We start from the raw sequence: 26,373 nt of genomic DNA on the forward strand, positions 1-26,373 counted from the left end.
GTTCCTTCCAGATTGCTTGGGATGGGGCCATGGGCTAAACACCACGGCCATGGATCAGGTAGTCGAAGCCAGGACGACCACGACTGGCGTGAAGAACAGCGAAATCGAGATGCTGCGCGCCGTCGCAGTTTTACTTGTCATTTTGAACCACATCACAATCCTGATCCCTTGGGAGCAAGACGTTTGGTGGCCTCTGTTCGCGCGCGCCAGATTCTGGTACGGCGTCGACATATTTTTCGTGATTTCCGGCTACGTGGTCACGGCGTCGCTGTTGCGCGAATACAGCCCCGAAATCCGCCCTGCCAAGTTTCTGGCCTCATTCGCCGTGCGAAGGGCTTATCGCCTCTTGCCGCTATCGTGGGCTGTACTGGCCTTTGTCATTCTGCTGTCGGCCGTCTGGAACTCGCTGGGGTCTTTCGGCACGCCCTACGCCAACCTCGCAGACGCCGTGTCCGTGCTGTTCTATTCGGCGAACTGGCATTCCTATTCGTGCTGGAAGCAAACGGTGAAGGCCTGTGGGATCAACAACGGGCTCTATTGGTCTCTCTCGCTGGAGGAGCAGTTCTATATCCTGCTGCCGCTCGCCATGGTCTTCGCGAGAAAGCACCTGGTGGCAATTTGTATCGTCGGGATCCTGATCCAGATCCCGTTCGACCGCGTCGCCACGCAGGCTCTATGGTTTACCCGAACAAGCGGCCTGCTCTTCGGTGTCTTGATAGCCTTGGCTCGCGCCAACCCAGACAGCTATTTTTTCAAGCCGAGCCTGTTGAGGAACGACCTGATCCGCATCCCGCTCTTCGCCTTCATGTTGACGGGGCTGGGGATGATAGCCATGGGCTCGATCGTTACGTTCCCGCTCTTCCTGCTCGCCCTCGGCAGCGCGGCTCTGGTCTGGGTGGCATCCTTCGACGAAGGCCTGCTCTTCAAAAAGCGGCACCCCCTTTTGATTTGGATCGGCAGTCGATCCTATGCCATCTATCTGCTCCACACCGTCAGCTTCCTCATCGTGAAGGAGCTTCTGGCCCGGATCGCTGGAGCCGCCAACATCGTGACGCCCACCTATTCGGTGATCTATCTGGTGGCCAGCCTTGGCCTCACCGCGGCGTTAGCGGAACTGTCGGCGCGCTATTTCGAGAAGCCCTTGCAGCGACAGGGGCGGCTTATCTCGCAACGCATACGAAACACCCCGGAAGGATACCGATCATGATCACCGCAGAAAACCCGCTCGGCGGCGAGCTGCTGCCATTCAAGACCCCGGAGGAGCTCGCGGCGCTGGTCGGGCGCAAGGTTCGCTACCTCACGCCCGACCACATTCAGGACATGGGCGGCAAGCCGCACTTTTTCCCTGATGCCGGCATCGTCACAGCCGCCGATCGATCCTCCATCCAGCTCGACAACGGGGTGTCGCTGCCGGTCGAGCGCATCAAGGTCCTGGCTGCCGGCTAGGCCAATTCCCTTTTACGGAACGGCGACACCAACGGAATTTCCGGTGCCGGCATTTGTCGTCGGCGTCGTCACCAGCGTATAGGAATTTGTCGCACAGACCCAATGGCTGGAGTTTGTGTTGAGCACCACGCCGTTGCTCAAGTGGAAGAACACGTTGCCCGTGATCACGCCGCCGCTGTTGGTTGGATCATTGTCATTTGCCACGATGCCAAAGCCGCCGACCACGCCGACATTCTCAAAGATGTTGCCACGGATCGAAAACCAGATGGCAGCATGATTGTTGATGAAAATGCCATGGAACGATGCGGGCACCGTGAAGGTGCTGTCGTGAATTTGCATCCCATCGATCGCCGCCAGGACGGCAATCTGCTCCTGCGACGTGTTGAACTGGCTATCACCGACGACAAGTTGCGCCGTGTTCACCGAGGCCAGCGGTACAGAAATACCGGTCACGCCATTGGTGAAGTTGGACGATGTAATCGTGACGCCCTGCGCATAGGTGCCGTATAGAAAACCAACCGCAGTGTTGATGAAATTGGTCTTGCTCACATTGAGGATGAGCGCATAGCACGACGGCGCGTTGTTCGACTGATAGATCAGCCCGTTCGGGTGGTTGCCGGTATCGCCCCAAAAGTCGACATCGGTGACATTGACGAAGGAAAGCGTATTCAGCACCAATTCCGAGGTCCAATACAAAGTGGACGGATAGGAACCGGCGCCGCGAAACGACAGATCGCGAAACTCGGAAGAGAATTTCGATCCGGTGCAGTCCAAGCTATTAACGGTCAACGCCCCATGTGTGTTGGCACTGCCGCTTTCGAAATCCAGACCCACAACCTGCACCGACTGTTCATTGCCGGTGTTCAAGGTCATGCCGCTGACATTGGCATTCCACAGAAGATGCGAGACGCTTTTGCCCATGCCAAAGATCTTGATGCTCTGGCTAGGCGTCGCCGTCGCGTTGGCGCTGAACAAATAGGTTCCCACGCCGAATTTGATGCAGACATCTTTCGTGCCGAAGGATGCGACAGCGCTGTTCCATGCAGCGAGGTTGTCTGTCGAGCCGTCGCCTACCCCTCCGAATGCCTCGATTGCCACGCAGCCTGAAACGAAATGCTGGCCAGCGGTGTTGGTCACATCGTCGCCGGCCGCATTGGTAAAGCCCAAATTCGTCCGAGCTGTTGCCGCGCTCGCAAGGTCAGAGAGATTGTTGGCCTTGAGCGCTGCAAGCGGGTAGTCGGCGGCGACCAGCGCACGCATGGTGGGAGCGCCGGAACTGCCATTGGGGGCTGCAAAGACCGTGTTGGCTGCGGCGCTCGAATTGTTTGCCCCGGTACCGCCATTGGCGACCGCAACAATTCCCGTGACATTCGTTGCCGTTGCGGCGTTGCCGGTCGTGTTTTGGTTCAGTGTCGGCACATCGTTGGCAACGATGCCCCGAAACACCGGAGCGCCTGCGGATCCGTTTGGAGCTGCGAAAAAGGTATTGGCGGTTGCCAATGAATAGTTGGCGCCAGTGCCGCCGGCATTGAGCGCCAGGGGGGAGATGCCGGTAATCGAGCCGCCAGTGATGGCAACCGCACTCGGATCCTGCGTTGCGATGGCGCCAAGCCCGAGATTGGTCCTGGCGCCGGCAGCGGTCGACGCGCCCGTGCCGCCATCGGCGACGGCGAGATCTGTGATGCCGGTGATCGTTCCCCCGGTGATGGCGACGGCGCCGGCATTTTGCGCCGCCATCGTGCCGAGGCCGGAGATGTCTGCCACAGCCGGCTGGCCAAACGTCATGGTGCCGGTGGTGTCGATGCCCGTGGCGAATTGATGCGACGGCGCGCTGATCGAGATGACGCCGCCGAGAACCGACACCGTCGGCGCCGGCAAGCGGGCACCGGCAAGCGTTCCGGAATTGATCTCAAAGGCGCTGATGCTCTTGTTTGTCAGCGTTTGAATGTCGGTCGTGCCGACGACATCGCCGACCGGCAACGGCTTGCCGCTGTCCACAAGGGTGGACCCTGCCGTGTTTCCGAAGACCGGGATATCGCCGATAATCGTCGAGGAAGGCCCCAGGATGGGCGGTGAGCCAAGCCAATCCTGCTTCTGCTCGAACCAGGTGTTCCACTGCGCGACGGTCGGCACCATGCCATAGGACATGGCCGGGTCGTGCGGTGCCGACTGAGCAAGAGATGCGGTCGCATAGCAAATGAATGCCAGCGCCGCCGTGAAGCGTCGCAACATGAGAGATGTTCCTATTTTTTAGGGAAGGGGTTGGGGAGGCCGAGGCCTAATCAGGCGTATTCTTCGACGATGATGAGGCCAGCCGCGCCGTTGCCGCCGGCCAGAGCCGTCGATACTCCGATGGCAGCCGCGCCCGAGCCGCCGCCTCCTGGTCCCGTAGCTGTGCCGCCCGGACCGGTCCCGGAAACGAACGGGTTCGCGCCTGCGCCGATGATCGATGAGCCGCCAATACCGCTCACCATGTCCGTTCCGAAAAACCCGACGCCATAGCCGCCCGTCTGACCAGGAGATTGGATCAGGTTGGCACCACTCGGCACGCCTCCCTGCCCGCCAGCAGTCACCGATGGGATCGAGAAGTTTCCGCCGAAGGTGCCGCCTGTGCCGCCAGTCACCGAAATGAAGCCACCGAAGGAGGTGGTGCCGCCTTGACCGCCAAGACCTCCGGCAACACCCACGCCGCCAGCTCCTATGGTCACGGCAACGGAACTGAAGCCCGACGTCAGCCGCGATTTGCCGTAGCCACCGCCGCCACCGCCACCGCCCGTCTTGAACTCGCTGGTGTTCAGCGCGACCACGCCGCCGCCTGCGCCGCCGGCGCCAACGACCGTCACCTGAATGGCTTGCGTGCCCGGGCTCGGCGTGTAGGTACCCGTCGCCGAAATGACGCGCGTGGCAATGAGGCCGCCGGAGGCCGAGAACCGCCTCCAGCCAGCGCCGCCGGTGTCGGGGTTCGAGGTGTTGTCATCGACGGTGCACAGCCACCAGAGGCCGGGTATCGTCACCGAAGCGACGAGGGCACCATTGGGATAGCCGCCGATCGCGGTTTGAAACGTCGCGTCGTAGGCGATCGGACCGCCGGCCGAGGCCCACTGTAGCCAGGCCGTCATCTGCTTGATGATGCCGTTCATGTCCTGGCCAAACGGCGGAACGCCACCGGCTCCCGTTGGCAGGAAGTTCAATGGCGGGAAACCGTCGGTCAGCGATGCCGCGCCGTTCCTGATGCCGATCTGCGAGGCGACGGGGATCGGATTGATGTAGCCGGCGCCAGCATTGTTTGCCCACGGGATCGGGAATTTCGCCGGGATGGAGTTTGACTTCACCTGAATGCTCCTATGGGGCCACGATGACCGACGCGAAGACGCCGGTTGATTTGGGCAACACGCCGCTGGACTGGACGATCGCCAGCTCCACCGGCGTCAGCGCGAACTTGAAGGTGTAGGTCATCGTCATGGTGATGATCGGCGACCCGGAATAGAACGGCGCCTGGTTGAAGCCCCAGGCATTGATGGACTCCTCGAAACCGAACCAGTCCCCGTTGAAGGCCCCCTCGGTCACGTAGCAATTGCCGCGACCGGGAAAGAGGTTGAGCAGGATCCGGTTGATCGCCGGGATCGAGCCATTGGTGATGTTGGCCGCGGCCTTCGCGAAGATCAGCAGGCGGTAAGCCTCATCCGACAGCGCATAACTGTTGGTGAGCGGCGCGCCCGAATAGAAGGGGCCTTGGCCAAACGTATCGGAGCCTGGCGTGGCTTCCTTGAAGCCGAACCAGTCCCCCACCTGGACCTGCAGGATGCGGTTGACGCCGACGATGCGGCCCCACACGTCGAGGCCATAGCCCTGTGCGGTATCGACGTTCCAGATGAAGTCGAAGAACGCATCGAAGTTGGCGGTCTGGTCGAGGTAGTCAAAGATGTCCTCGATCAGCCGCGTCAGGATCGGGCTGTTGGCATATTGCGAGATGATGGTGCGCCACACGTCGAACGGCGGAATGTCGCCAAGCGGGCTGACGCCTATGACAAAGCTGCCAATGGCGTTGCTGCCCGCCATCGGGGGATGCGGGTAAGGAGGACCGGTGTCTGCCATGGATCAGCTCAGCGTGACGACGATGTTGGCGGCCGACAGTGTCGGCACCTGGTCGATGCGCACGTTGAGATCGAACAGGTCGGCGGCGGCCGAACTCATCGGCTCGCTCCCCACGGTCTGACTGTTGTTCACCGTATAGGTGCCGACCCCTCCAGTTCCGGTGCCAAGCGCTACAATGCGCGTGCCGGGCACGACGTTTCCGCTGGCGTCGAAGATGGTCTGGCCGACCGCCAGCGCACCGCTGGTCACTGCCGAAACCGTCAGCGTTGGGCCGGAGATTGCCCCGGTGAAGACAGCCTCCGGATTGTTCGGCGAGCCGACCTCGATCGAAACGATCCGCACCCATGAGCCCAGGAGGGCAACGGGGGCGTAATAGCGGCTTGCGTAGAGGGTCGCGCCGATCTTGGCCCGGATGCCGCCATCGCCACCGGCAAACGCGCTGATCAGGGCGTTCTGGACCTGCGTTGCCGCATCGGCCGGCACAAGCGCGCTGCCGACCAGGTTGACCGAGAAGACGATCGGCAGCGGGTCGGGGATCTCGAACGCCACGCTGTAGGCAGGGTATGGCGGCGAGTATCCCGGGCTTTCGTCGAGCACGATGACGGTCGTGTTGCCATTGTAGGCGCAGCCCGGCGCCTTCCTCGTCCAGATGGCGCGGGCGATGTCGTCGGCATTGCCGCCCACGGCCGCGACATAGAGCGAGTTCGGATAGAGCGAGACGCCGCCAATGACCTGGATTCCGTTGGAGTTGTTTTCGGTCACGAACGCATCGATGACGTTGGGCACGGCGAGCACCGCGCCAAGCACCGAAGGCAGGGAGCCCTGCGAGTTCAACGCGACGGAAGCCGCCCGCCGAGCCTCGAAAGCCGATCGGCTCTCGACATTGTTGCCGACGATGCCGTCTTCGGGATTGTTGATGGAATCCCAGCCCGGGATCGCCCGGAAAATCTGGTTCAGCGTATCGGCGGGGCAAGGAATTGGCCCGTAGACGGTGCACTGGAACGGCAGGACGACAGTGCCATCCGTGCCAATGACGCCATCCTCGGTGCAAAGATACTGATTGCCGTCTGCTGCCAGTGCCAGCGATCCGGCAGGGATCGAGACGCCCGGCAGGCCATTGCAGAGTGCCTGCACGACCGTCGGCTGCGCCGGGTTGCGCTCGAGGAAGTAGATGCGCGCGATGGCGTCCTGCATGCGGCCGGAGGCGAAAGCAGGATCGACCTGGTTGGTGAAGTAGAGAAAGGTCGCGTTGACCTCGTCGATCACCGCTGTTTCGCTGCTGGCGAGCTGCCCCTGCGGCGTGTCGAGAGCCGGATTGAGCCCGCCCCCGAAGGCGGCGTTGATGTCTTCCGTGACGCCGGCGAGGACTTCCGCGGCCGACGGGATCAGGAACCCCGTGTTGGTCCACTGCGGCGGGGGAACGTTGGTGGTATCGACCATGTGCTAGAAGCCCGCTGCGGTGGTGTTACCGTCGGCGTCCGTCACCTGCACTTGGCCGGTGATCGCGCGATCGGTCCATGACTGGATGAAAGTCTGCGCCTTGACGACGCCGGGCACCGTCAAGGCGGCCCGGTTGAAGTACGCCTTCATGAGCGAGATCGGGGGGGCCCGGCCGAGGATCTGCTCGAAATACGGAATCCCCTGTGTGGTGTCGTAGTAGAGTTCGCCCTGGAACAGCCGGATCGCGCTCGCCGCGTCCTGCGCCAGCGAATAGGCGTCATCGGCCACCGCGATATTGCCCGAGGTGTCGGCCACCAGGTCCCACGTGTCTGTGGTCAGCAACAGCGTTTTCATCAAGCCGGCTCCGGCGGTCCCGAGGTTCCGCCGCCGGGGTCGACGCCGGAGTGGATATGGTTGAGGAGGCTTATGTTGGCGCCTCCAGACCCGGCGATGACGTCTCCGGTTACGAGTAGCTGCGCCGTGGTGATGGTGATGGAGCCGGCCGCGAACTCGATGACCTGGCCGTTCTTGTCGAAGAGCTTGATCCCGCCCTCCGTGAACTGGACCGCCTGATCCTGGTTGGCCGGGTTGACGATCGCACCCTGATAGATGCCGTCGGACATGTGGCCGCGACGGAAGCTGCCCGGGTTCGACTGCTTGCCCGCATTGGCTTTCAGCGACGAGATGTCCCGGTCGGGAATTGTCATATGGCCGATGTCGCCGACCTTCGGGTCGTTGATGATGCCGTTGGTGCCGCCCTGGTTTCGCATCGTGGCGACGCCATAGATGGTGCCATGGGGCGTCTGGTTGCCTTGCCCGTCGGTCTGATTGATCAGCGGCATCACGTCGATCGTGGGCGGCGCGCCGACGCCACCGCCATGCACGGCAACGACCTTGACCGGGATGCCCGTGCGATGCTGTGCCAGCTCCTGGCGGATGAGGAAGCGGAGCCGGTTGATCTCGCTGGTGTCATCCGAGGTGGTCTGCTGACCGAAATAGCCCTGCGCGCTCATGCCGGCGCCTGCGCATCAATGGCGATGCATTCGAGCAGCATGAACCACTTTCCGTGCGGCATCTGGGACTCCAACTGATACTCGAGACGGTTGACCTTCCACGTGCCGCAGGCTGGCGTCAGGTCGCTCCTGATCTCCACCTTGCCCTGGTATTTGACGGCCGGGTTGTAGAGCGCCCGGACCAGGACGAACGCCTGCTGGAAGAAGGGGTAGCCGACCATGCCGGTCTGCGCCGAGATCAGGACCGTGTCGCTGTCCCGCGCCTTGCCCGATGGCGTGATGACCATCGTGCCGCGATCGATGCCGACGTCGAAATTGCCATCGCGCGCGATCGCCAGCGCCTGGGTCCAAGCAGTGCCGGGGTAGTAGGGGTTGGCGAACTTGACCTTGACGCCCGCATCCTCGAACGCGAGGCCCATCTGCCCCGCCAGGCTTTTCATCATCTGCGAGGCGTCGCCCGAGCCCTTGATGCTCAGCGGCGGGATCGGCTTTGCGGCATGGAAGACGCCAGGCAGGGAGCTGATGCGGAAGCACACGTCGGGCATTGCCTGCGCATCGACATAGGCATAGACGATGGCGCCCGTCCACACGACGTTCTGGCCGGTCTCGTCATCACCGGCGAGTACCGAAATCCCGTTCTTGTACATCTGGAGATACTGTGAACCGACTGTGGATAGCTGGTTCATCACGGCCAGCGGCAGCCCCCAGATGGAGATTTCAGCTTGCCCCGAGCCCTGCCCTGCGTTGACGATGTTGCAGGACACGCGCAAACCGAAGACTTCTGCGGTGTTGCCGCCGCCCTCAAACTGCCCGTTGGCCAGCTCGAACTCGACGGAAATTCGCTTCTGGCTGAATGCCATCCCGACCACCGCCTGCCATGAAAAAGGTTACGACCATGAAAGTCCTTGCCGCCGCGACAGCCGCTCTCCTCGTTTTCACCATCGCGCCAGCGCTGGCGAAGCCGAACAAGGCCGCGCTCGAAAAGACCTATCTCGAACTGAATGACCGGTGCCGCGGCGGCTCTGGCGACGATCCCGACACCATCAAGGCGTGCGACCAGCGCGAGGCGGTGTCGGCGCAGCTGAGCCACATGCACATCTGCTTTGCCGGCGACCGGTTCAAACGCTGCAGGTGATCAGCCGAGGCCGGCCGGAAGCTCGCTCGCCGACACGTAGGCGAGGCTGTAGCGCGTGCCGAGCCCGGTATAGTTCGGGTCGGTGTCGCCCTGGTTGTCGATGAAGAGCAGGTCGCCCGAAAACCCGAGATAGAGAGACCGGACGATCCGGTTGAGGTTCTGGCAGATCACGCCGCCGATCACCAGAACGTTGTCGACATAGAGGTCGATGAACAGGCCGGTGCTCTTCTGGTAGAGGCTGATCTGCGAGACCTGGCCGTCGAGCGTCACCCCGACGGCCTGGTTGGGCACCGCCTGCAGGGGGATGATGACCATCAGAAGCCTCCGATCGGCAGTCCGGACGCGGCGAACTTTGTGACTTGCGCATTGCTCGCCGGCGCTGTCTGCACCGTGCCGCCGTTGACCTGAGACGCGCCGCTCGGATCCTGCGTATTCGACATGGCGGCGCTGGGTGCCTCGCGCACTTCGATCATCCAGATATCGACCGAGAGAAGCCCCATCCCCTCATTCGCGCGCCGGCTGTAGTCGTAGTGGGTGAAGTTGCAGGACAGATAGACCGCCTCCGGCGTCACCACGTCATAGAGGTTGGTGTCGCCGGCGACGGCTGCGATCGACGCCAGCATGGCGGCGCGGTTGGCCGCCGATCCGCCGGCGGTGAAGCGCAGCCGCGCATCGTAGGGGATTTGGACCTTGTCGTAGCTCTCGAAGGCCCCGCGCTCGACCGGGAAGTCAGAGATCGACCATTGCTGGCGATACTGCACCTCCACGACGTTGTCAGCGATGATCACCGGCACGCCGCCGAAGTAGATGCCCCAGAGTTGCTGCGAGAACGCACCCGACAGCAACCCGATGGCGTCTTGTGTGAGAAGCTCCAGAATGCCGGCCATCACGCCAATCCACTATTTGCCTGAGCGGTGAAAAGACGCCGGTTGAGCGCGTCGTTGATATCCGAGGCAACGCCATTGGCGTCAGTCGCCTGGGAATGGACCTCGACCTTGCCGATATGGTTCTCGACCGAGCTGTTCGACGTCGTGGCGGTGTGGGTGCTCGAGATGTTCGAGAGGGCCGCACCCTTTGCTCCGGTGTTGATGCCGCGCATGCCCCGGTACGTCTTGCCGGTGAAGTTATCCATGCCGTTCCAGGCATTGAAACCCTCGGCGCGCTCGTACATCGATGCGCCGGTGGCGCCCTGCGCATCGGTCTTGGCATTGCGCAGCGCGCGGCCGGCGGCACTCTCTGGACCGTTCAGCTCCGAGAGCGAGAACTGCAACTGCGTGTCGAAGTCGTTCCAGTCCTTGCCATGCGCCTTCGCGTAGGCCATGAGGCGCGCCTTGCGGGGGCCAAGCCATTGCGCCATGCCGGTCGCCCCGATGCTGTTGACCGTGCCAGGACCGCCGCCCGCCTCGACATTCATCCAGCGAGACACGAGCCCCCGCGCGCCGGCATCAGAGAGGCCGCCGGCCGTGAGCGTCTGGTAAGCCTGCGATTGCCGCTCCGGCGTCCACCAGCCCTTTGTGCCCCCTGATGCCCGTTGAGGCCCACTGGGGCCGTCCGCGCCCACCATGCCACCAGCCAGCCCGCCGAGCTTGCCCGCTGCCGTGCCGGTGCTGCCAGCGCCGAACAGGCTGCCAATGCCGTTGACCAAGCTGCTCCAGAAACCGCCGCCCTCGCTCTTCTGGTCGGTGATGGTGACGGGAAGCGGATTGCTCTTTGAAACAGTCTTGCCGTCGACCGTCGTTTCCGGCGGCTTGCGCAGATGCTTCATCAGGAAGTTGCCGATCGTGCCATGGTCGCCGGCATGAGGATCAGCCCGCAGATGCGAGCCACCCCATTTGATCCCGGCCGCACCGGCAAAGAGCAGCCCGACACCGGTGGCGAGCGTGCCGAGAAGGCCCATCCCTGCACCGGCCCCGGCGGCACCGGCACCGCCCGCGGCGGCTCCCCCGCCAGCGAGCAGGCGCATATTGCCCAGCACGCGGAGGAACTTTGATCCGAGCCAGAGACCGAACAGGATTTCGGTCGCATGCACGATGCCGCCGAGCCCGTCGACCACGTCCTTCGCCCCGCTGGCGAAATTCTGCATGCCGGCGCCGACGGCGTTCCAATCGATCTTTTCGAGGAAGTCGATGAACCTCTTCACCGCATCGACGATGCCGGTCTTGATCCAGTCCTGGTTCTTGTCGATCCATGCCGACATCTTGTTGGCCGCATCGACCAGGACCGGGCCGAGCTTGTCATAGATGGCGTTGGCGAGCGCGATGATGTTCTGGAGGAGTTCGTTCCAGCTCGCCTGGAGCTTCTGCGCGGACTCGATGGCCGCGTTGCTCGGCGACAGGCTTTTCTCCAGCTTGCCGAGATACGTGTCGATGTTGCGGCCCATCTGGTACATGAGCTGCTCGGTGGCCGGATCGATGCCCAGCGCCTTGGCGACATTGTGTGCCGCCGAAGGGTCGATGTTGTGCAGCCGCTGCAACGCGGCCGAGACGTCCGAGAGATACCGGTCGAGCCCATGGTTGGGGTCGATCGACATGCCGGTCCACGCCTGCAACTGCGAGAATTCGCGTGGCAGCGCCTGGCCGTTCTTGTTCAGGTCGTAGAGCTGCTTGTTGACGCGCTCCAAGGTCGAGGCGGTGGCGTCGGCCGAGCCGCCGAACCGCTCAGCCGCATTCTCCCAAGCCGCGATGCGCTGGGGCGATTCCCCAAGGCTCGAGGCGAAGCGGCCAAGCGAGGCGTCGGCGTTCGTGATCTTGCGCACGAACTCGCTCAGCGCCTGCGAGCCGGTGACAACCGCGAAGAGTTCGAGCACGCGACGGGTGATCAGGTTGACCGTCTCGGCAGCCTTTTTCGAGCTGTCTTCGATCTCCTTGCCGCCCTTGCGGAAACCGTCCTGCGTCTTAAGCCATGCGTCGGCCTGCTTCTTCTGGCCCTTCTCGAAATCGGTCGGATCGAGGCCGAGCTTGACGATCAGGCTGTCAATGACCGTTGGCATTCTCGTCTCTCTTCCTGAGCAGCATCATGTTGTGGGCGTCGACCATCGCCACCTCAAGGAGGTCGTGGACGTCCTCGATCGACAGCCACTCGTCTAGTTCCCGGAGCGAGGTTTTGCCCTTTGAGAGAACCTGACCGATGGCCCTGGAGACGTTTCCGTATTCGACGAGCTGGACACCGGCGACGGCAAGTTCGAGGTCGATTTCGACTGGCCGCCTTTGGTAAAAAAACCGATGTGAAGGTTGATCACCTCCTGGCGCAGCTGGATCAGCGTCGCGATCTCCTCGATGTCGCCCTCGAACAGCGGGCGCACGATCGCCGGATTTTCGAGGTTTGGCTTGAAGGTGACGCACTCCATCATCTCGTCGAGCAGCGGCTCGGCTTCATCGAAAGCGATCTTGGTAATCGCCTTGATGCCCATGATGGCGATGCCCTGCATGCCCATGCTGGTGAAGTCGTCGGGAAGGTCGATGCCGGAGCGCGCCACGGCGAGCAGGGCACGCATGGCCCATTTCTCCGCGCGCGTCGCCGGCATCTCTTTGATGTGGAACGTCTTGCCCTCATCACGGCCATCGTCCGTGATGGTGACGTCGATCTCTTTACGCATGTCTTACCCTCAGTTCGGAACGCTTTGAACGCTCTCCCAGCGGATCGCGAAACGACGCGGCTGCAGGATCTTGCCCGCCGCCGGCATCGGCGGCATGCTCACCAGGAAGCCCTTGGTCGAGATGTAGGAACGCCCCACCGACACCAGCGTCGTGCTGCCGTTGGCGGTGTAGACGTCCTTGGCTTGCCTCTGTGTCGCAGCCCAGGTTTCGAAGAAGGCGATCGACGGGGAATCGGCCTGCAACACAAAGGTCTGGTTGGTCGGGTTGAAGACGAAGCCGCCCGACAGGATGCCATCGACGCCCATGGCGGTCTCGACCTGGTCGACGTTGTCCATGTCGTAGATGTTGTCGGCGGCGAAGCCCTGCAGTTGGATCGGTGTCGGGAACACCAACGGCACCGTGAGGGTAATGACCGCGTTCGCGGCCGTCAGAGACGTCATGGTCTAAGCTCCTATCGAGGAATGGGTTGCCGCTTACTGGACGAGGGTCGAGGTCAGCTCGATCACCTGGACGGACTCGCCATCCATGTACCAGAAGTTGATCGGCGGGCTCTGGCGGGCCTGGCGCACCTGCGGGGTGGCGTCCTTCACCTGGAGGTACCAGCCTTGCAGCTGGAGGGTGTCGCTCGCCTTGACGCCGGCCGCCGAGTTGATCTGCGCGATCTGGAGTGCCGACAGCGTGACGCCGGCGCGGATGGCTCCGAAATTCAGCGCCTGGTTGATCGGGTCGAGGCAAGCGGCCTTGATCAGCTCATAGCCCGCCGCGTTGTAGGGCACCGAGTTGATGTTCTGGAGGAGCTCCATGAGGGCGAGCTGGAGCTGGTTGTTCAGCCAAATCTGGTTGATGTAGCTGTCCAGCCATTCGAACTCGCCCGACACCGTGCCGTTCTGGTACTCCAGGAACTGCTGCGCTGCCGTCGCGTAGGCGCCGTAGAAGTTGTAGCCGTTGGCGATGAGGTTGCTCGCCACCGTCGCCGTCGTCACGCCTGCCACCAGCCCATCCTGCCCCCGGAATGCGAAGGTAATGCGACCGTTGGTCTGCTGGAAGTCGATCGAGGCGGCGGTACCGCAGATGAAGGCGGCGATCTGCGCCGGCGTCGTCATGCCGCCCGAGGGCTGATAGATCGTGCAGACGCCGTCGAAATTGTCGGTCTTGACGATGTTGCCGAAGCTCGACGTGGCATCGCCGCTTTCGGTCGCGGTGATGTCGGTATCCCACGCGATATAGGCGAAGCGCTTGTTGGTGTTGTTGACCCATTCGGCGAAGGCCAGCTTCTGCGCCGTGCCCGAGCCGCCATCCGGCTCAAACATCGTCATGAAGGTCGCCCAATTCTGGGTGAGCTGGGTGATCGCCGCCATGAACGCTGCAGGCGTCGTCCCATCGGCACCCTGGGAGAGCGTCCCACCGGTCGCCTGCGTCAGGAAGAGATCGTCGGAAACCGTGCCGGTCGCGAAGGCAACGGTCGACGCCGCGCCGTTGATGCCGGAGGTGATGACGAAGCCGCCACCGACGGAATCGTAGGAGACGCCCAGAGGTGTCGCCGACGCCGTGACAGTGCCGCTCGCAGCCGTCTGCGTCTTGTCGACGAAGTACGTGCCGGTAAGGCCTTGGCCGCTGCCAAGCTGCATGATGCGGGTGCCAGCGGTCACGCCGGTACCAGAAAGGGTCTGGCCGACCGACAGCGTTCCGCTCACGATAGCGCTTACCGTGAACGTGCCATAGGTGGCCGAGATCGCCTCGCTGGCGACCTCCTGTTCGATCGAGACCGCATATTGGCCGATGCCGCCAGGGGTGCCGGAAAGCTGGTTGGTGATCTGGGTTCCGGCCGCAACGCCGGTGCCCGACAGGAGAGCGCCGGCGACGAGCGAGCCCGACGTCATTGCCGTCACATAGAGGACGTTGCCCGCGATCGAGCCGGTCACTGCGGCAGTCGCGGCCGCGATCGCGCCGGTCACTGTCGCTGCCGCCGGCGGGCTCGCATTGAGGCCGGTCTGGATCAAAGCCGCCGCCGCCGAGAAACTTGTGGCGGTGGAGAGATCGATCGCGTTGGCGGTGCGGACATAGCCATCCACGTCGATGATCAGCGTGCCGGCCACCGCCTGGAGTTGGGCGAGCGAAAGCTGGTTGGCTCGGCCGCCGCGCAGATAGGCCGCGACCGAAGCCGACGGATACTGCGCAAACAGGATGGTGGCGGGCCTCTGCGTCGAGTTGTTGAAGCCGTTGAAGTAGACCGCGGCGATCTCGGTCTCCTCAGCGGAGGCGCCGAAGAAATTCGCCACCGAGACGCCGTCATTGGGGAAAGACAGCACCGCGCCGACGGGGACGCGGGTGTTATGGGTCAGCACGAGGCCGTTCATCACGAGCGCGTTGCCGCCCGCATTGAGAACGTTCGGAATGACGTTCACAAGCTGCGAGGCCGGGATGGTCGTCATGGACCAGGTCCTTTCTGTTTCGATTGAGGGTTTAGGCCGGATAGGTCGCTTCGACGGTGAAAACGTCGATCACGGCCTGGTCGGCGAATTGCTGCGGCAGGCCGATTGCCTGGTTGGCCTGCACATGCACGTCGACGACATAGCGGGTCTCGTATTGCTGCTCGCCGTTGAGGAACGGAACCTGCCGGGGATCCTCGGCATAGAGAGGCGCGCCATCCATGCCGGCATCGGCGAAGTACCGTGTCGCCCGCTCATCGCGGATCAGGGTGGCGATCGTCTGCGCCATGTCGGAAGCGTTGCCATCCGACGCGCTGTGCACGTCGAGCTGGATCACCACGTCGGTCGGCTGCATGATGGTTTCGGCGCCACTCGACAGCTTCTGCGCCGTCACGGTCTGCGCCGGCGATACGGTATAGGTACCGTCTCCGCCGGGCGTGCCGTCGATCTGGGCGCTGATCAATGTGCCGTCGGCCACCGGGCCGCCGAAGACGGTCGCGCCCGCCAGGAGCGCGCCGAACTCGACCAGGGTTACAGTCATCACCTCATCAGCGATCGACGCCTCGAACGCGCAGTCCTGGAACGTGTCGACGTTGGTCGAGAGGCGACCGCGGCGGATGACGTTCATGGTGACGAAATCGCCGGCGGGTTCGGGGACGCGGTTGTCCTGCGCGCTCACCACCTCGACGCCGGCGGGCAGGTATTTCAGAAGGAGGCCGCGCAGCACCGTCTGGATGGCGGATTGGTTGGGTACCGGGCCGCTCATCAGACGCCAGTGCCGATCCCGCGCACCGTGCCGTCGGCCGCGCCGAGCGGCATGCACCAGAGCACGTCGCCCGTAGCGAGCGGGAAGGTCGCGAGGATCTCCGACAGCAGAACGAACTCAGTCAAGTCGGCGGCCGGCTCGACCGCCGCGATGGCAGCCCTCACATTGCCGACGCTGGTCTTTTGCAGCTGCACAGAGGCATAGGCCTCGCCGGCGGCAACCTGCGTCCACACGCCGGTCGGGCAAGGCACCGTGAAGGTCGCGTTCGCCATTTTCAGGCTCCATCCATTTGTAGGGTCAAGGCGCACTTGCACCAGTCGGGCCACGACTCGAGCACGTAGGCGACGAGCCAGGTGTTGCCTTCCGGGAAGGTGCCGGCGGGAAAGACGAAGAGATCGCCGCCGGTTTGCAGCTCGCGCACCACGCCGAGGGCCGAGCCGTTCAGGTAGACGGCCCGGCGCACGCCCTGAATGTTCAGGCCGTCAAGGTGCTCGAGATCACTGTAGCTCAGCGCCTGCGCCTGCACGGGCACGCCAGGCACGTCGGTATAGCTTGGCGTGCGCGTCCCATCGGCCGCCGTGGCATAGCCGGTGGACCGTTTCAGCGTGGCGGTTACGAAGGGGTTGACCGTCGCAATCGCCGCCGAAACGATCCCGTGCAGGTTCATGGCGATCAACCGACGCGATAGACGGAGAAGGTGTTGGGGGCAGTGCTGCGGAAGCGCAGTATTCCGCTCGACGGGATGGTCGGGCCGCTATGCGCCGGGAAGTCCATCGAGCCGACCAGCGTCATGCCGGCGTTGGTGGTGATGGTCGCATCCTCGGCATCGACGATGGAGGTGTTGATCACCGAGACGTCGAAGGAATCGTTGACCTGGAAGTCAGCCGGCAGCGCAGCCTGGAGCGCGGTACCGGTCGGCAACTGCTGCGCCGAGGGAGCGGCACCGCCCTGGTTGATGGTGATGATGCCGGCGAGCAGCTGGGCCGCTGTCAGCGTGCCCGAGACAGTGACCGCCGCCGGTGCGCCCTGCGTGTTGCCGATCGCGCCGGTGGGGGTCCAGATGGCCGCGCCGACGGTCGCATCGACACAAATCCATGCGGTGTCGCTGGCGGTGTTCACCCACGCCGAGCCGACCTGGTAGCCCTCGTTGGCGTCATCGGTCACGGCAGGATCGCTCACCGCGGCGAAATTGTTCTTGAATGCCAGGTCGGCGGGGATATCGCCGACGTTGCTCGAAAAAAGGACGGCCTTCATCTCAGTGGTCTCCGGTTCAGGATTTTACCGCATAGTCGACCGAAGCCAGCATGTGGCCAGTGTCCACAAGCTGCTTGTCGTTGCCCTTTCGGGCGATGGTGGCGGGTTGCAGGGGTGGGCCGTCATAGGCGGTGATAGCCGCCTGCAACTGGCCCTTGATGGCTGCGCCGGTCTGGCCGAGCGTCTTGTCCGCGTCATAGTCGTTCGCGATCAGGAGGTTGCCAACGGCATCGGGCCATTCGGGGCTCTTGTCGGCGATCATGCCACGAAAGAACGGGCGCGGCGGCGTGTCGCCGCTGCCGAACTCGTTCAGCGCCGCGACCAGCGCGACGGGTGTGCCGTCGGGATAAGTCGCGTCCTCCAGGAAGCCGATTTCGACAGACGTCGCTTTCTGGAGGCTCCTCGATATCTCGGCAAGCCTGGCGGCGAGCTTGTCGCCGCCCATGAGCTGCACCATCGCCTTACGCGCTGCCCTTGGACGCCTTTGCCTTGACGTCGACAGCGGCATCGGTGGCGTCGATTGCGCCCGTCGCGCCGGTATCGCCCGTCGCGCCGCCCGTGGCGCCGGCATCGCCGGTTGCGCCCGTCGCTCCAGCCGTCTCGGCATCGCCCGTCGAACCGGTGGCACCGGTGGTGCCCGTGTCGCCGGTCGCGCCCGTCGCTCCGCCCTCGGCACTTACCGGAGCAGCAGGCTCGGCAGCGGGTGTCTCGTCGGAAACCACGGGAGCCGCCGGCGACTCGAGGCGAGCACTGCGCTCAAGAGCCTGGATGCGGTCTTCGGCGTATTTACGGAAGGCGCGGAACTCGCGCTGCAATTGAAGGAGGAGGTCCATGGATGATGTCCTTTACTGGTTGAGCCAAGGGTTGAAGAAGCGGACCGGCCCGGGCATGTAGCGCATCGTCCGGTAGGCAGCCGTGGCCTGCCAGAAGGCCGCGCCGAAGGGGGTCTGCATGAACCAGGCGTTGCTTGGTGTCATCGGGAAGTCGGCCGCCACCGAGACGCTGCCCTCGGATGCATCCGAGACGCGCCCGACGATGCCCGACGGCTGCTGGCCGTTGGCGCCGTACATGAGCTGGCAGATGTGCGCGACCATCAGGTTGAGAAGCGTGGTCTGCGTCTCGGCCTTGGTGACGGGGCCGCCGCCATCATTGCGGCAATAGAGCACCGCCACCGGCAGCGCGCCCTGCTCAACCTGCGGCTGGCTGAGCGAGGCGAACTGCGGGTAGATCGCCACGAAGGTCGCATAGCTGAAATCGACGATGACGCCCATGATGGACCTCCCTGGGCGTTGTCGTGTTAAGCCGCCTTTTCGTCCGCCTTGTAGGCCTGGATGCCGCGCGGCAGGTTGTTGGGATCGATCGGCTCGAAGCCTGACTTCTGCCTGTCGTATTCCTTGATGAAGCCCTCGACCATGTCGGTCTCGGAGTGCGCCCAGATCAGGTTGTTCTTGACGGCGTCGAGATCCTTGTTCTGGTCGAGCCACTTCTTGAAGAAGTCGGCGTCGACGCCGTGGGTCAGCGCGTAGCTGCTGCCGATCGCGGCCGGCGCCTGGTCGGTGCCGCGATTGTAGCGGCGGTTGTAGCCTTTCAGGACGACAGGCTCGCCGATCACCTGGGCGCGCTTCACCTTGCGAAAGCCGCCGCCGGCGGTCGGCTCGTTCATGTCCTCCATCGTGTGGAGGCGCATGATAAGGCCATGGGGAAGCTTGCAGGCGACGGTGACAGTGGCGGACATCGTTGTACTCCGGTTGAAAAAGGGGGCGTTAAGACAACGCTTCGTCGACGACGCGATAGGGGCAGCGCAGCAGTGCGGCGATCTCGGTGCGCTTGCGGCCGATGCCTGCCAAGCGCCGGATTTCAGCGGTGTTGTCGGCCGCTGGCGCGGGCAGCTCTGCGACATCGTCCGCTGGCTCAGCGATCACGACGCGCGTCTTCTGGTTGATGTTCGGACCGCGCTTGCGGCAGTTGGCGAGGTTGCGCCGCTTCAACCGGAGGCGCCCCGCGAGTTGGCTTGGGTAGCTCTCCGAGACGCCGTACCGTGACGCGATCTCGAGGGTTGGAACGCCCGCGAGATAGGCGCTCATGATCGCGTCCCGTTTCTCTTCGCTAACACGGTGCATTGCGGCTCCTGGGGTCGTCCGAGCCGCGGCAGAGATGATCAGAGGTGCCCCCACCAACTATCACCAGTGACGCGGCCCGAACGCTGGAGCGGATGCCAGGTGTCAATCCTGGCTCAGCGCCTGTGGAACAGGCACCTCTCACGGAGCATCCGCAAACTGTGGTGGGAGACCCGCTCAGCGCACCCGGCAAAAAGCGCGCCGAGCAGGTCCCCTGGCTCCCCTTGCGGGAACCGTTGCGAGGCTGCGTTGCGCGCCTCGCTGTCCTGGGAGGACATCTTGAATTCAGAGGGCGAGCGCGGTGCCGGTCCGTCCGTTTACCCGCTCGCCCCATACGGGCCTTCGTTCCCGCTTATCGGCGCAATCACACAAGCATTGGCGCTCGTGGAGTTTGAACGTTTCACGATCGTCGCGACCGCCCTTATGTTCAGGGAGCCTCCGGCTAACTTTTCGGTGTCCCGGACCTCTACCCGTGACCGCGTGGAGCGCCGTCACCGACCTTTCTCGAGAATGGTTGCCCGGCCTTCCATCCGAGCTGGCCGCCGGGCTCTTCCATGGAAGAGCTTTCTCGACAGTCGGGGCGCGGCGGCTTCCCCTTGGATTGGTGCCCGGTCTTTCACCCGGGCTGGGCCAGAGGCTTGCCTTTAGCGCCATCCTCGCCTTTCAATCTCGGTTTCAGCGCCAACGCATCGACGAGATGTCCAGGGTCTGGATTTGGTTGCGGGGGTCCGATTTGAACGGACGACCTTCAGGTTATGAGCCTGACGAGCTACCGGCTGCTCTACCCCACCGACGGATTGGTGCCATATTGGTTACAAACGTGTCAAGAGTGGTAACAGGCGAACTTGCGCAGAAACGCAAACTGACCCGAATGCTTGCAGATGGCGGATGGAGAGGGATTCGAACGCGTCAAAACCCTTGTTCTACTTCACACGGTGGAGATATGTTTCCGCCCCTGCGCGGGTCATGGTTTTGCCCCCGCCCATTGTGAGGGAACCGATGGCGAAATCACACGTGACGGCGCTGGACGCCGAAATCTTGCGGTCTGCCTTCCTGAAAGAGGTCCACGAGCGCGACGCGCCCGAGAGTCAGTGGCGGGAGATGGCTATCCAGCTAGTCCGATCATATACCGGACAGAACGAAGTCGATCCCAACATGCTGGAATGGCTCATACGGAAATGAAAAGCCCCAGCGCCGAGGCGGCGCTAGGGCTTAGGCATGTACGCTGTACCGGCATGACCTAACGTTAGACTGCGCTCATATAGTGAACGAATGGTGAAACGCGGCCAGGCCGGCGTCGCTTAGACGCCGAGCATCTGCGAAATGCCCATCGGCTGGCGGATGATCGCGCCCCAGGTGCCGCTGGTCATTTTCTTCTTCCACGAAGACATCGCGCGGATGATGGGGTGCGTGCGAAGCTTTTCGTTGAAGGAGCAGTAGCCGGTCTTCTGGCCGTCGATGGCGTCAGCGATCAGCTGCACCAGGTTGCCGCCCGCGATGCCGACAGGGTTGATCGCGGTCTGCGCGCCATACTGCACAGCCGTCTCAACGCGCAGGTTGGGGAAGTTCTTTTTCAGAAGATCCTCGACGTTGACGTTGAAGGAGTTGGTCGCAGTCATGGCGAGCTGCGATTCCGGCGACAGCGCCAGCGTCATCTTGGTCTTCTGGTCGATGAGGCCGGCGGTCTGGGTGACGAGTTGCAGCCAGAGCGACTGGATATCGGCGTAGATTTCGTTCGCCGTGGCGACGATCTGGCCGTTGTTGATCCACTTCACGCCGCCATAGGCCTTCGGAGCCGGAGTGACCGGAGCCGCAAGGTTCGGATCGTTGAGCAGGCCATAGTTCTGGAGGCCCTGCACACCCTTGAAATAGGTGGTGTTCAGGAAGCGGGCGAGCACGGTGGTGCCGGCGCCGTCGACCTCGCCAACCCAATTGACGCGGCCGAGGCCGGCGCGCTCGATCTCCAGCTCGCCATACTCGGCGATCGTCTGGAACAAGTAGGACTGGCGCTGCGGCCAGTTCATGTTCGCGCCAGAGCGACCGTTGTCGTTATAGTCGCCATAGCTCGACACCTCGCCCGTCTGCTCGACGGTCGGGAACATCGCGGTCTGGTCGATCCAGGTGCCCTTGCGGGTTTCGCCGAAGATCTCGGCGGCCTGCGTCGGGGCGAAGAGGACGCGGTAGACCTCCGGGTCGACCAGCGTGGTCAGGAACGCCGGAATGCCCGAGTTCGCCGTGGTGGCCAGCTGGGGCTGCGCATCCATGGCGAAGTGGTTGGTGCGGTAGCCCTCGACGATATAGGCGCGGGCCTCGGGCAGGTAGATGCCGGCCGCCTCGAACATGGGGCGATGCTGCGCCCAAGTTGCGGCGGCCGTGTTGAAGTCGTGGAATTGCATGGTGGTTCTCCTCACAGACCGCCGGCTTCACGGGCCGGCGCATGGTTTCGAGGTTGACGGGAGGGGTTGGTTTAGCCCTGCGGCCAGGAGCTGATCTTCATCAGCTCGCCCGGCTGGGCGAAGGAACGCACGGTCCACTTGGTCTCGACGTTGGTGGCCGCGGTGAGCGCCGCCGATGCGACGACGGTGTTGACGTCGACGGCATAGGTGCCGGCGCCGCCGGCAGGACCGGTAAGCTGCTGGCGGATGGTGGTGACGGCGCTGATGCCGGCACCGGTCAGCGTGTCGCCGACGCCGAAGACGCCTGCGATCGTGCCGCCCGCCGTGAACACGCCATAGGTGCCGGCAATCACGGTACCGGGATCGACGTCCTGGTCGGGAATATTGACCGCATAGGTGCCGACGCCGCCGGGCGTGCCGGTGAGCTGCGAGACGATCTTGGTGCCGCTGGCGACATCGGTGCCGGAGATCGTGGTGCCGGGATAGATCGTGCCCGAGTTGACCGCCGTGACCGCCAGGACATTGCCGACGATGGAGCCGACGAAGCCGCTGGTGGCGGCAGCGATCGAGCCGGCCGACGTGGTCGCGCCGTTCGGCGAGCCGGTCGCTGCGGCGGTGGCCTTGCCGTCGGCGTAGTTGGCATAGACCTTCATGCCATCCAGAGCCGGGGTAGCGCCGTTGTTCTTCACCCAGAAGTCGCCGCCATCGAAGACGGTGATCGGGAAGCCGGCAGGAACCAGCATGGTCGATTCCTGCAGATACTGCTCGATCAGGCCCTGCTGCTCGCGGTGGATGAAGCCGGCGACCGGGCCGGTGCCGAAGTTGTTGACGACTGCCGGCGCATTGTCGCTGTCGACCTGGGCATAGCTCTTCCAGGCAAAGCGGCCGATGATGACGCCGAGCGCGCCGGCGACCAGAGCGCCAGCCGCTGCCATCACGGTGGTGCGGGGGTTGGTGGAAGCGAAGTCGCCCTCAACAGCCGGGGCGGGATTGTAGGCGGCCTGCGTCTGAAAGCCAGACATGGGCGATTCTCCTCATGAAAAAAGCCGGCTCGGTGGCCGGCTCGAAGGGGTTTCAGGAATTAAGCCGCTCGCCTTAGAGCGACTTGACGATGTGGGTCTTCGTGACCGGAAACATCTCGTGGAACGAGTTGACGCCGGCCGCGTCCATGGCGACGCGGTGCTGCGGCTGCGCCGGGGTAGAGCCCGGCAGCGGCTGAGCCTTGAGGATGGCGGGAAGCGCCGACGGGTGAATGCCCTCGATGTCCACGCCAAGCGAGGTGAGCGCGGTGCGGTAGACGGCTTCGGCGCTGTCATGGGCCATGGCCAGCTTGCCGATGTAGGGGCGCACCGCCTCTTCGGCGACGCGGATATCGTTCGCCGTCTTGATCATCTCGGCGCGGACCTCGGACTTGGCTTTCGACACTGCGGAGGCAATGGCCGAATCCATGGCCTTTTTGCCGACCTTGTCGTCGTCTTCCTCGGCATCCTCGGCGGCCTTTTTCTTGGCCTCTTCCTCGGCGGCGTCCTTGGCGGCTTTCTCCTTCTCTTCTTCTTCGGCGGCGTCTTTGGCGGCCTTCTTCTTGTCTTCGTCTTCGTCGTCGTCCTCGTCCATGGCCTCCTGCGCGTCGGCCTCTTCGTCGAGGGCGAGCAGAAGGGCGTCGAGGCCGTCGAGCTTGGCGTCAGCGGCGAGCTTGCCCTTCGCGGCCTTGCCGACCGCATCGATGAGCGCGGGTCGCTTGGCCTTGAAGTTCTTGGCAGTGATGCCAGCCAGAGCCGGGCGCAGATCGATCTTCTGATCGGCGGCCAGCTTCGGCATGACGTGGGCAAGGATCGCGCCGTGGGCGACAGACGCCATGCGCGACAGCAGTGCCGTTTTCTTCATTTCCGTGATCTCCTGTTTGCTGTCGCCGACAACCACATCAGGCCCGGCGCGGCCTTCCTCAACCAAGGCGACGTGATTGGCGGAAATGTCCCGCATCACGCCGTCGTAGGATTCTCCAGCGAGCGTTCCGGGCGTCATGTCGGCCCGGTAGCGATAGCTGCTCGAAAGTTCTTTCTGCCGATCGGATTCGATCAGCGCGATTGCTGCCCCATCCCAGATGCTGAGCGGCGCCATGAGGTAGGGCGCATGGAACTCGACGGCATCGCCCAGAGCTCCGACAACGGCTTCGCGCGGGTGTTCCTTGGCGCTGACCGGAATGTGCTTGAGCAGGAGCGGCTTGCCGACGAACGTCGGGGCGGCCTTGGCCAGTTCCTCGGCATCGCGGTAGAGGTAGTAGAGGCGTTCGGGATCAAGCCCCAGCGCCTCGAAATCCGGGATTTCCCTGCCGTAGTAGGGGCAGACATTGGCCTTCGAAATCGGCGTCATCTCGACGCGCAGGTGGCCGTCCTGGTCGAACGTGCGCACGCTGTTGCGATCCATGGCCAGCGCATCGTTGGCCTGCTTTGGTCGTGCCATGCCGGTGCCCTCGCATTCGTCGCAGACGATGCCAGGACCGGCCAGCTCACCGGTTCCACCGCAAAGCTGGCAATCGCCGGCGACGTCCTCATCCCTCGCCCACTTCACGAAGTTGGAGCGCAGTTGATCCCACGCCTCGGGAGCCATGTCGGCAGCGATGCCAAGGCGCTCGTCCAGCATGTCGCGCAGGCCCGGATGCACCGGCTCAGGCAGCGAACGAAGGGGGGCCCAGGCATATCCCGAGTGCTCGGCTGACAGCGTCGGCTGGAACTTCTCGACCACCGGCTGCGCATACGTGTAGTGCAGCCAGCTCTGTGGCGTAGGGCGCACGTCCAGCAGTTTCGCCGGGCCGGCCTCCAGGAACATCTCAGCCCCGGTCGCTTCCTCTGCGGTCTCGCGCGTGGCAGCCTGGAGGGGCGTTTCGCCTTCCTCGGCCTTGCCACCGGGCCAGCACCAGTGGCCGGGCCAGTTGGTGTCGGTCGACGAGCGCCGCAGCACCAGGACGTCGCCATCGGGCGCGATCAGCATCATCGAGGCGGCTTGGCCTGCGCTATCCTTGCCGACGAACTCTTCGGCGACGGCTTTCGGGATGCCGAGCACGCCCCGGCCCTCGGCCGCAGCGTACATCGCGCGGCGTTGGGATTCTGAGGTGGCAGGCATTCGTTTTCCAACCTATGTTTCGATTGACCGTGCATGCATTATCTGCTTGCAATTCAGGGGTGCTTGCATATATTGCTTGCATGAACAGCAAGCAGACAAGGACCCTCGCAGCGGTGTTCGCCAACCCGGTTTCGGGCACCATCGCGTGGGCGGATATCGAGAGCCTGCTGCTCGCTGTCGGATGCACCATCATCGAAGGAAACGGCTCTCGCGTCCGGTTCGTCTTCGACGGCCATGTCGCCAGCTTCCACCGCCCTCATCCGGCCAAGGAGGCGAAACACTACCAGGTCAGAGACGCCAGAGACTTTCTCGCGCAGATAGGAGTAAGGCCATGAAAGGCATGATCTATAAGGGTTTCGGCGCCCGGATCGAATTCGATTCTGGCGACGAAATCTTCAGCGGCAAGATCGCCGGCATCAGCGACGTAATCGGCTTCCACGCCGACACCGTTGCCGGTCTAAAGACCGCCTTCCACGAAGCCGTCGACGATTATGTGGAGACCTGCAAGAAGGTCGGCAAAGAGCCGCAGAAGCCCTATTCCGGCAATCTGATGCTGCGTGTTGACCCTCGGGTTCATTCTGCGGTCGCCATCGCTGCCGAGCTGGCCGGCAAGAGCCTCAACGAATGGGGCGAGGAAGTGCTGGCAAAGGCCGCCCGCGCCAACGACAACTATGAAGAGGGTCGGTTTCTGGCCACTTAAAGGCCGCCACCCAGCGCGTTACGAGAACCCCTTGATAACCGGCTTGCCGACACAGCGGCAACCCGGCTCCTCACCTGGTCGGATGAAGCGTTTGACGGCCGGGTCGTACCAGCCCCTCGAAATCTTGTAGCGGACCTTTTCACGGCCAGCCGCGACGTGCGTGGGGCGAGGTTCTTTCCCGCCGCCGCTGTGGTGCCATTCGGCTTCGTCGATGCCGAGCGCCAGTTCGCGCGCCGTGGTGAAGGCCGACGTCGCCTTGTTGTTCTGGTCGAGCGCGATGAAGGCAGCGCGCCGCCTCGAGATGCCCGAGAAGCGCTCCAGCTCCTCCACCAGCCCGGCAAGGTCGCGGCCGGTCTGGACCGAGCGCATCACCGCGCCTTCGACCTGGTCGAAATACTGCGAGGGGATCGACTTGATCAGCGAGACGTTGGCGTTGACCGTCGCGTCGACCACGTCGCGCATCTCTGCCGTCATCTTGAAATCGACCGAGATGCCGCCCTCGCGCAGGATCTTGCGAAGCGCAGCACTGGAACGTTTCTCGACCGAGAGGGCGAAGTAGTCGCCCAGCCGGTCCGATGCGACATCGAAGCGCTTGGTCCACTGCGCGGCGAGCTTGCGGATCGATCGGCGCAGCGCATCCGCCGGCGTCTCATCCTGCGCCATGCGGGGCGTATTGGCCCGGTAGGAGGCTTTGAGCCAGTAGATCACGCTATCGCTCATAGCGTCGATCAGGCGCGTCAGGCGGCCCCTATAGGCGACCTCAATCCCGACGTTGGGTCGGACCGGGGGCAGCACCTTTTCGTTGCGCTTGGCCGTCTTTCGGCTTCGGAGGCTCGACATCACGATCCCTCAGCGTCTCGGCGATC

31 protein-coding genes and 1 tRNA gene are annotated in these 26,373 nt (G+C 63.6%); 5 read left to right on the forward strand and 27 right to left on the reverse strand.

The features are described 5' to 3' along the window. Positions 1–49: 49 nt before the first annotated feature. Positions 50–1,207, forward strand: a complete 1,158-nt coding sequence (locus JG747_RS30940; RefSeq protein ID WP_202360702.1) for an acyltransferase family protein — start codon at positions 50–52, stop codon at positions 1,205–1,207. Continuing rightward, a complete protein-coding gene (locus JG747_RS30945; RefSeq protein WP_202360703.1) occupies positions 1,204–1,446 on the forward strand; it encodes a hypothetical protein in 243 nt (80 codons plus the stop codon). Before JG747_RS30940 ends, JG747_RS30945 begins: the two co-directional genes overlap by 4 nt. 12 nt (positions 1,447–1,458) lie before the next feature. Here the strand turns inward: JG747_RS30945 and JG747_RS30950 are convergent, their stop codons facing one another. The 7 genes from JG747_RS30950 to JG747_RS30980 are packed head-to-tail and all read right to left on the reverse strand — an operon-like array spanning position 1,459 to position 8,854. Continuing rightward, complete coding sequence (locus JG747_RS30950) at positions 1,459–3,678, reverse strand: beta strand repeat-containing protein (protein ID WP_202360704.1); 2,220 nt, start codon at positions 3,676–3,678, stop codon at positions 1,459–1,461. Between the two features lie 50 nt (positions 3,679–3,728). Continuing rightward, positions 3,729–4,778: a glycine-rich domain-containing protein gene (locus tag JG747_RS30955; protein ID WP_202360705.1), complete on the reverse strand. Its 1,050-nt coding sequence runs from the start codon at positions 4,776–4,778 to the stop codon at positions 3,729–3,731. Between the two features lie 10 nt (positions 4,779–4,788). Beyond that, positions 4,789–5,541, reverse strand: a complete 753-nt coding sequence (locus tag JG747_RS30960) for a DUF2612 domain-containing protein (protein ID WP_202360706.1) — start codon at positions 5,539–5,541, stop codon at positions 4,789–4,791. Positions 5,542–5,544: 3 nt separating this feature from the next. Beyond that, positions 5,545–6,981, reverse strand: a complete 1,437-nt coding sequence (locus tag JG747_RS30965; protein ID WP_202360707.1) for a baseplate J/gp47 family protein — start codon at positions 6,979–6,981, stop codon at positions 5,545–5,547. A 3-nt stretch (positions 6,982–6,984) separates the two neighbouring features. Next, positions 6,985–7,335: a hypothetical protein gene (locus JG747_RS30970; protein WP_202360708.1), complete on the reverse strand. Its 351-nt coding sequence runs from the start codon at positions 7,333–7,335 to the stop codon at positions 6,985–6,987. Then, positions 7,335–7,994 (reverse strand): hypothetical protein, encoded by a 660-nt coding sequence (locus JG747_RS30975; RefSeq protein WP_202360709.1) that lies wholly within the window; start codon positions 7,992–7,994, stop codon positions 7,335–7,337. The genes JG747_RS30970 and JG747_RS30975 overlap by 1 nt, the downstream gene beginning before the upstream one ends. Continuing rightward, positions 7,991–8,854, reverse strand: coding sequence for a baseplate hub protein (locus JG747_RS30980; RefSeq protein WP_202360710.1), 864 nt, complete (start codon positions 8,852–8,854; stop codon positions 7,991–7,993). The genes JG747_RS30975 and JG747_RS30980 overlap by 4 nt, the downstream gene beginning before the upstream one ends. A gap of 35 nt (positions 8,855–8,889) precedes the next feature. On the opposite strand from JG747_RS30980, the gene JG747_RS30985 reads away from it, so the two are divergent. Beyond that, complete coding sequence (locus tag JG747_RS30985; RefSeq protein ID WP_202360711.1) at positions 8,890–9,129, forward strand: hypothetical protein; 240 nt, start codon at positions 8,890–8,892, stop codon at positions 9,127–9,129. On the opposite strand, the gene JG747_RS30990 is transcribed toward JG747_RS30985, so the two are convergent. The 19 genes from JG747_RS30990 to JG747_RS31080 all read right to left on the reverse strand — a co-directional run bounded on the left by JG747_RS30990 (position 9,130) and on the right by JG747_RS31080 (position 24,807). Continuing rightward, the gene (locus tag JG747_RS30990; RefSeq protein ID WP_202360712.1) at positions 9,130–9,444 is read right to left on the reverse strand and encodes a phage baseplate plug family protein; all 315 of its coding nucleotides are present in this window, start codon (positions 9,442–9,444) and stop codon (positions 9,130–9,132) included. Further along, positions 9,444–10,016, reverse strand: coding sequence for a hypothetical protein (locus tag JG747_RS30995; protein WP_202360713.1), 573 nt, complete (start codon positions 10,014–10,016; stop codon positions 9,444–9,446). Before JG747_RS30995 ends, JG747_RS30990 begins: the two co-directional genes overlap by 1 nt. Then, a complete protein-coding gene (locus tag JG747_RS31000) occupies positions 10,016–12,118 on the reverse strand; it encodes a phage tail tip lysozyme (RefSeq protein WP_202360714.1) in 2,103 nt (700 codons plus the stop codon). The genes JG747_RS30995 and JG747_RS31000 overlap by 1 nt, the downstream gene beginning before the upstream one ends. A gap of 93 nt (positions 12,119–12,211) precedes the next feature. Then, a complete protein-coding gene (locus JG747_RS31005) occupies positions 12,212–12,724 on the reverse strand; it encodes a hypothetical protein (RefSeq protein WP_202360715.1) in 513 nt (170 codons plus the stop codon). Between the two features lie 9 nt (positions 12,725–12,733). After that, complete coding sequence (locus JG747_RS31010) at positions 12,734–13,165, reverse strand: phage tail fiber protein (RefSeq protein ID WP_202360716.1); 432 nt, start codon at positions 13,163–13,165, stop codon at positions 12,734–12,736. A gap of 33 nt (positions 13,166–13,198) precedes the next feature. Then, positions 13,199–15,157: a DUF3383 domain-containing protein gene (locus tag JG747_RS31015; protein WP_202360717.1), complete on the reverse strand. Its 1,959-nt coding sequence runs from the start codon at positions 15,155–15,157 to the stop codon at positions 13,199–13,201. Positions 15,158–15,188: 31 nt separating this feature from the next. Next, a complete protein-coding gene (locus JG747_RS31020) occupies positions 15,189–15,920 on the reverse strand; it encodes a phage neck terminator protein (protein WP_202360718.1) in 732 nt (243 codons plus the stop codon). Further along, positions 15,920–16,192 carry a hypothetical protein gene (locus JG747_RS31025; protein ID WP_202360719.1) on the reverse strand — a complete coding sequence of 91 codons (273 nt, stop codon included), beginning with the start codon at positions 16,190–16,192 and terminating at the stop codon, positions 15,920–15,922. The genes JG747_RS31020 and JG747_RS31025 overlap by 1 nt, the downstream gene beginning before the upstream one ends. A 2-nt stretch (positions 16,193–16,194) precedes the next feature. After that, positions 16,195–16,587: a hypothetical protein gene (locus JG747_RS31030; RefSeq protein ID WP_202360720.1), complete on the reverse strand. Its 393-nt coding sequence runs from the start codon at positions 16,585–16,587 to the stop codon at positions 16,195–16,197. A 5-nt stretch (positions 16,588–16,592) separates the two neighbouring features. After that, the gene (locus JG747_RS31035; protein ID WP_202360721.1) at positions 16,593–17,174 is read right to left on the reverse strand and encodes a hypothetical protein; all 582 of its coding nucleotides are present in this window, start codon (positions 17,172–17,174) and stop codon (positions 16,593–16,595) included. A gap of 16 nt (positions 17,175–17,190) precedes the next feature. Further along, complete coding sequence (locus JG747_RS31040) at positions 17,191–17,619, reverse strand: hypothetical protein (protein WP_202360722.1); 429 nt, start codon at positions 17,617–17,619, stop codon at positions 17,191–17,193. A 16-nt stretch (positions 17,620–17,635) separates the two neighbouring features. Continuing rightward, positions 17,636–18,007, reverse strand: a complete 372-nt coding sequence (locus JG747_RS31045) for a hypothetical protein (RefSeq protein WP_202360723.1) — start codon at positions 18,005–18,007, stop codon at positions 17,636–17,638. Positions 18,008–18,019: 12 nt separating this feature from the next. Then, on the reverse strand, positions 18,020–18,445 hold the full coding sequence (locus JG747_RS31050) for a DUF4054 domain-containing protein (protein WP_202360724.1): 426 nt from the start codon (positions 18,443–18,445) through the stop codon (positions 18,020–18,022). A 26-nt stretch (positions 18,446–18,471) separates the two neighbouring features. After that, positions 18,472–18,909, reverse strand: coding sequence for a hypothetical protein (locus JG747_RS31055; RefSeq protein WP_202360725.1), 438 nt, complete (start codon positions 18,907–18,909; stop codon positions 18,472–18,474). 28 nt (positions 18,910–18,937) lie between these two features. Beyond that, on the reverse strand, positions 18,938–19,258 hold the full coding sequence (locus JG747_RS31060) for a hypothetical protein (protein ID WP_202360726.1): 321 nt from the start codon (positions 19,256–19,258) through the stop codon (positions 18,938–18,940). A gap of 748 nt (positions 19,259–20,006) precedes the next feature. After that, positions 20,007–20,082: transfer RNA gene (locus JG747_RS31065), tRNA-Met, on the reverse strand. Between the two features lie 510 nt (positions 20,083–20,592). Further along, entirely contained in the window at positions 20,593–21,687 is a 1,095-nt protein-coding gene (locus JG747_RS31070; protein ID WP_202360727.1) for a hypothetical protein, read from the reverse strand. Between the two features lie 71 nt (positions 21,688–21,758). Beyond that, the gene (locus tag JG747_RS31075; protein ID WP_202360728.1) at positions 21,759–22,709 is read right to left on the reverse strand and encodes a structural cement protein Gp24; all 951 of its coding nucleotides are present in this window, start codon (positions 22,707–22,709) and stop codon (positions 21,759–21,761) included. Positions 22,710–22,782: 73 nt separating this feature from the next. Next, positions 22,783–24,807: a DUF2213 domain-containing protein gene (locus tag JG747_RS31080; protein ID WP_202360729.1), complete on the reverse strand. Its 2,025-nt coding sequence runs from the start codon at positions 24,805–24,807 to the stop codon at positions 22,783–22,785. Positions 24,808–24,887: 80 nt separating this feature from the next. Here JG747_RS31080 and JG747_RS31085 point away from each other — a divergent pair, with 80 nt between their 5' ends. Together JG747_RS31085 and JG747_RS31090 are read left to right on the forward strand one after the other, a co-directional pair. Continuing rightward, on the forward strand, positions 24,888–25,142 hold the full coding sequence (locus JG747_RS31085; RefSeq protein ID WP_202360730.1) for a type II toxin-antitoxin system HicA family toxin: 255 nt from the start codon (positions 24,888–24,890) through the stop codon (positions 25,140–25,142). After that, entirely contained in the window at positions 25,139–25,507 is a 369-nt protein-coding gene (locus JG747_RS31090; RefSeq protein ID WP_202360731.1) for a type II toxin-antitoxin system HicB family antitoxin, read from the forward strand. Before JG747_RS31085 ends, JG747_RS31090 begins: the two co-directional genes overlap by 4 nt. Positions 25,508–25,525: 18 nt before the next feature. On the opposite strand, the gene JG747_RS31095 is transcribed toward JG747_RS31090, so the two are convergent. After that, positions 25,526–26,347, reverse strand: coding sequence for a phage head morphogenesis protein (locus JG747_RS31095; RefSeq protein ID WP_202360732.1), 822 nt, complete (start codon positions 26,345–26,347; stop codon positions 25,526–25,528). Between the last annotated feature and the right edge of the window lie 26 nt (positions 26,348–26,373).

Source organism: Mesorhizobium sp. 131-3-5, from assembly GCF_016756575.1.
Lineage (GTDB): Bacteria > Pseudomonadota > Alphaproteobacteria > Rhizobiales > Rhizobiaceae > Mesorhizobium > Mesorhizobium jarvisii.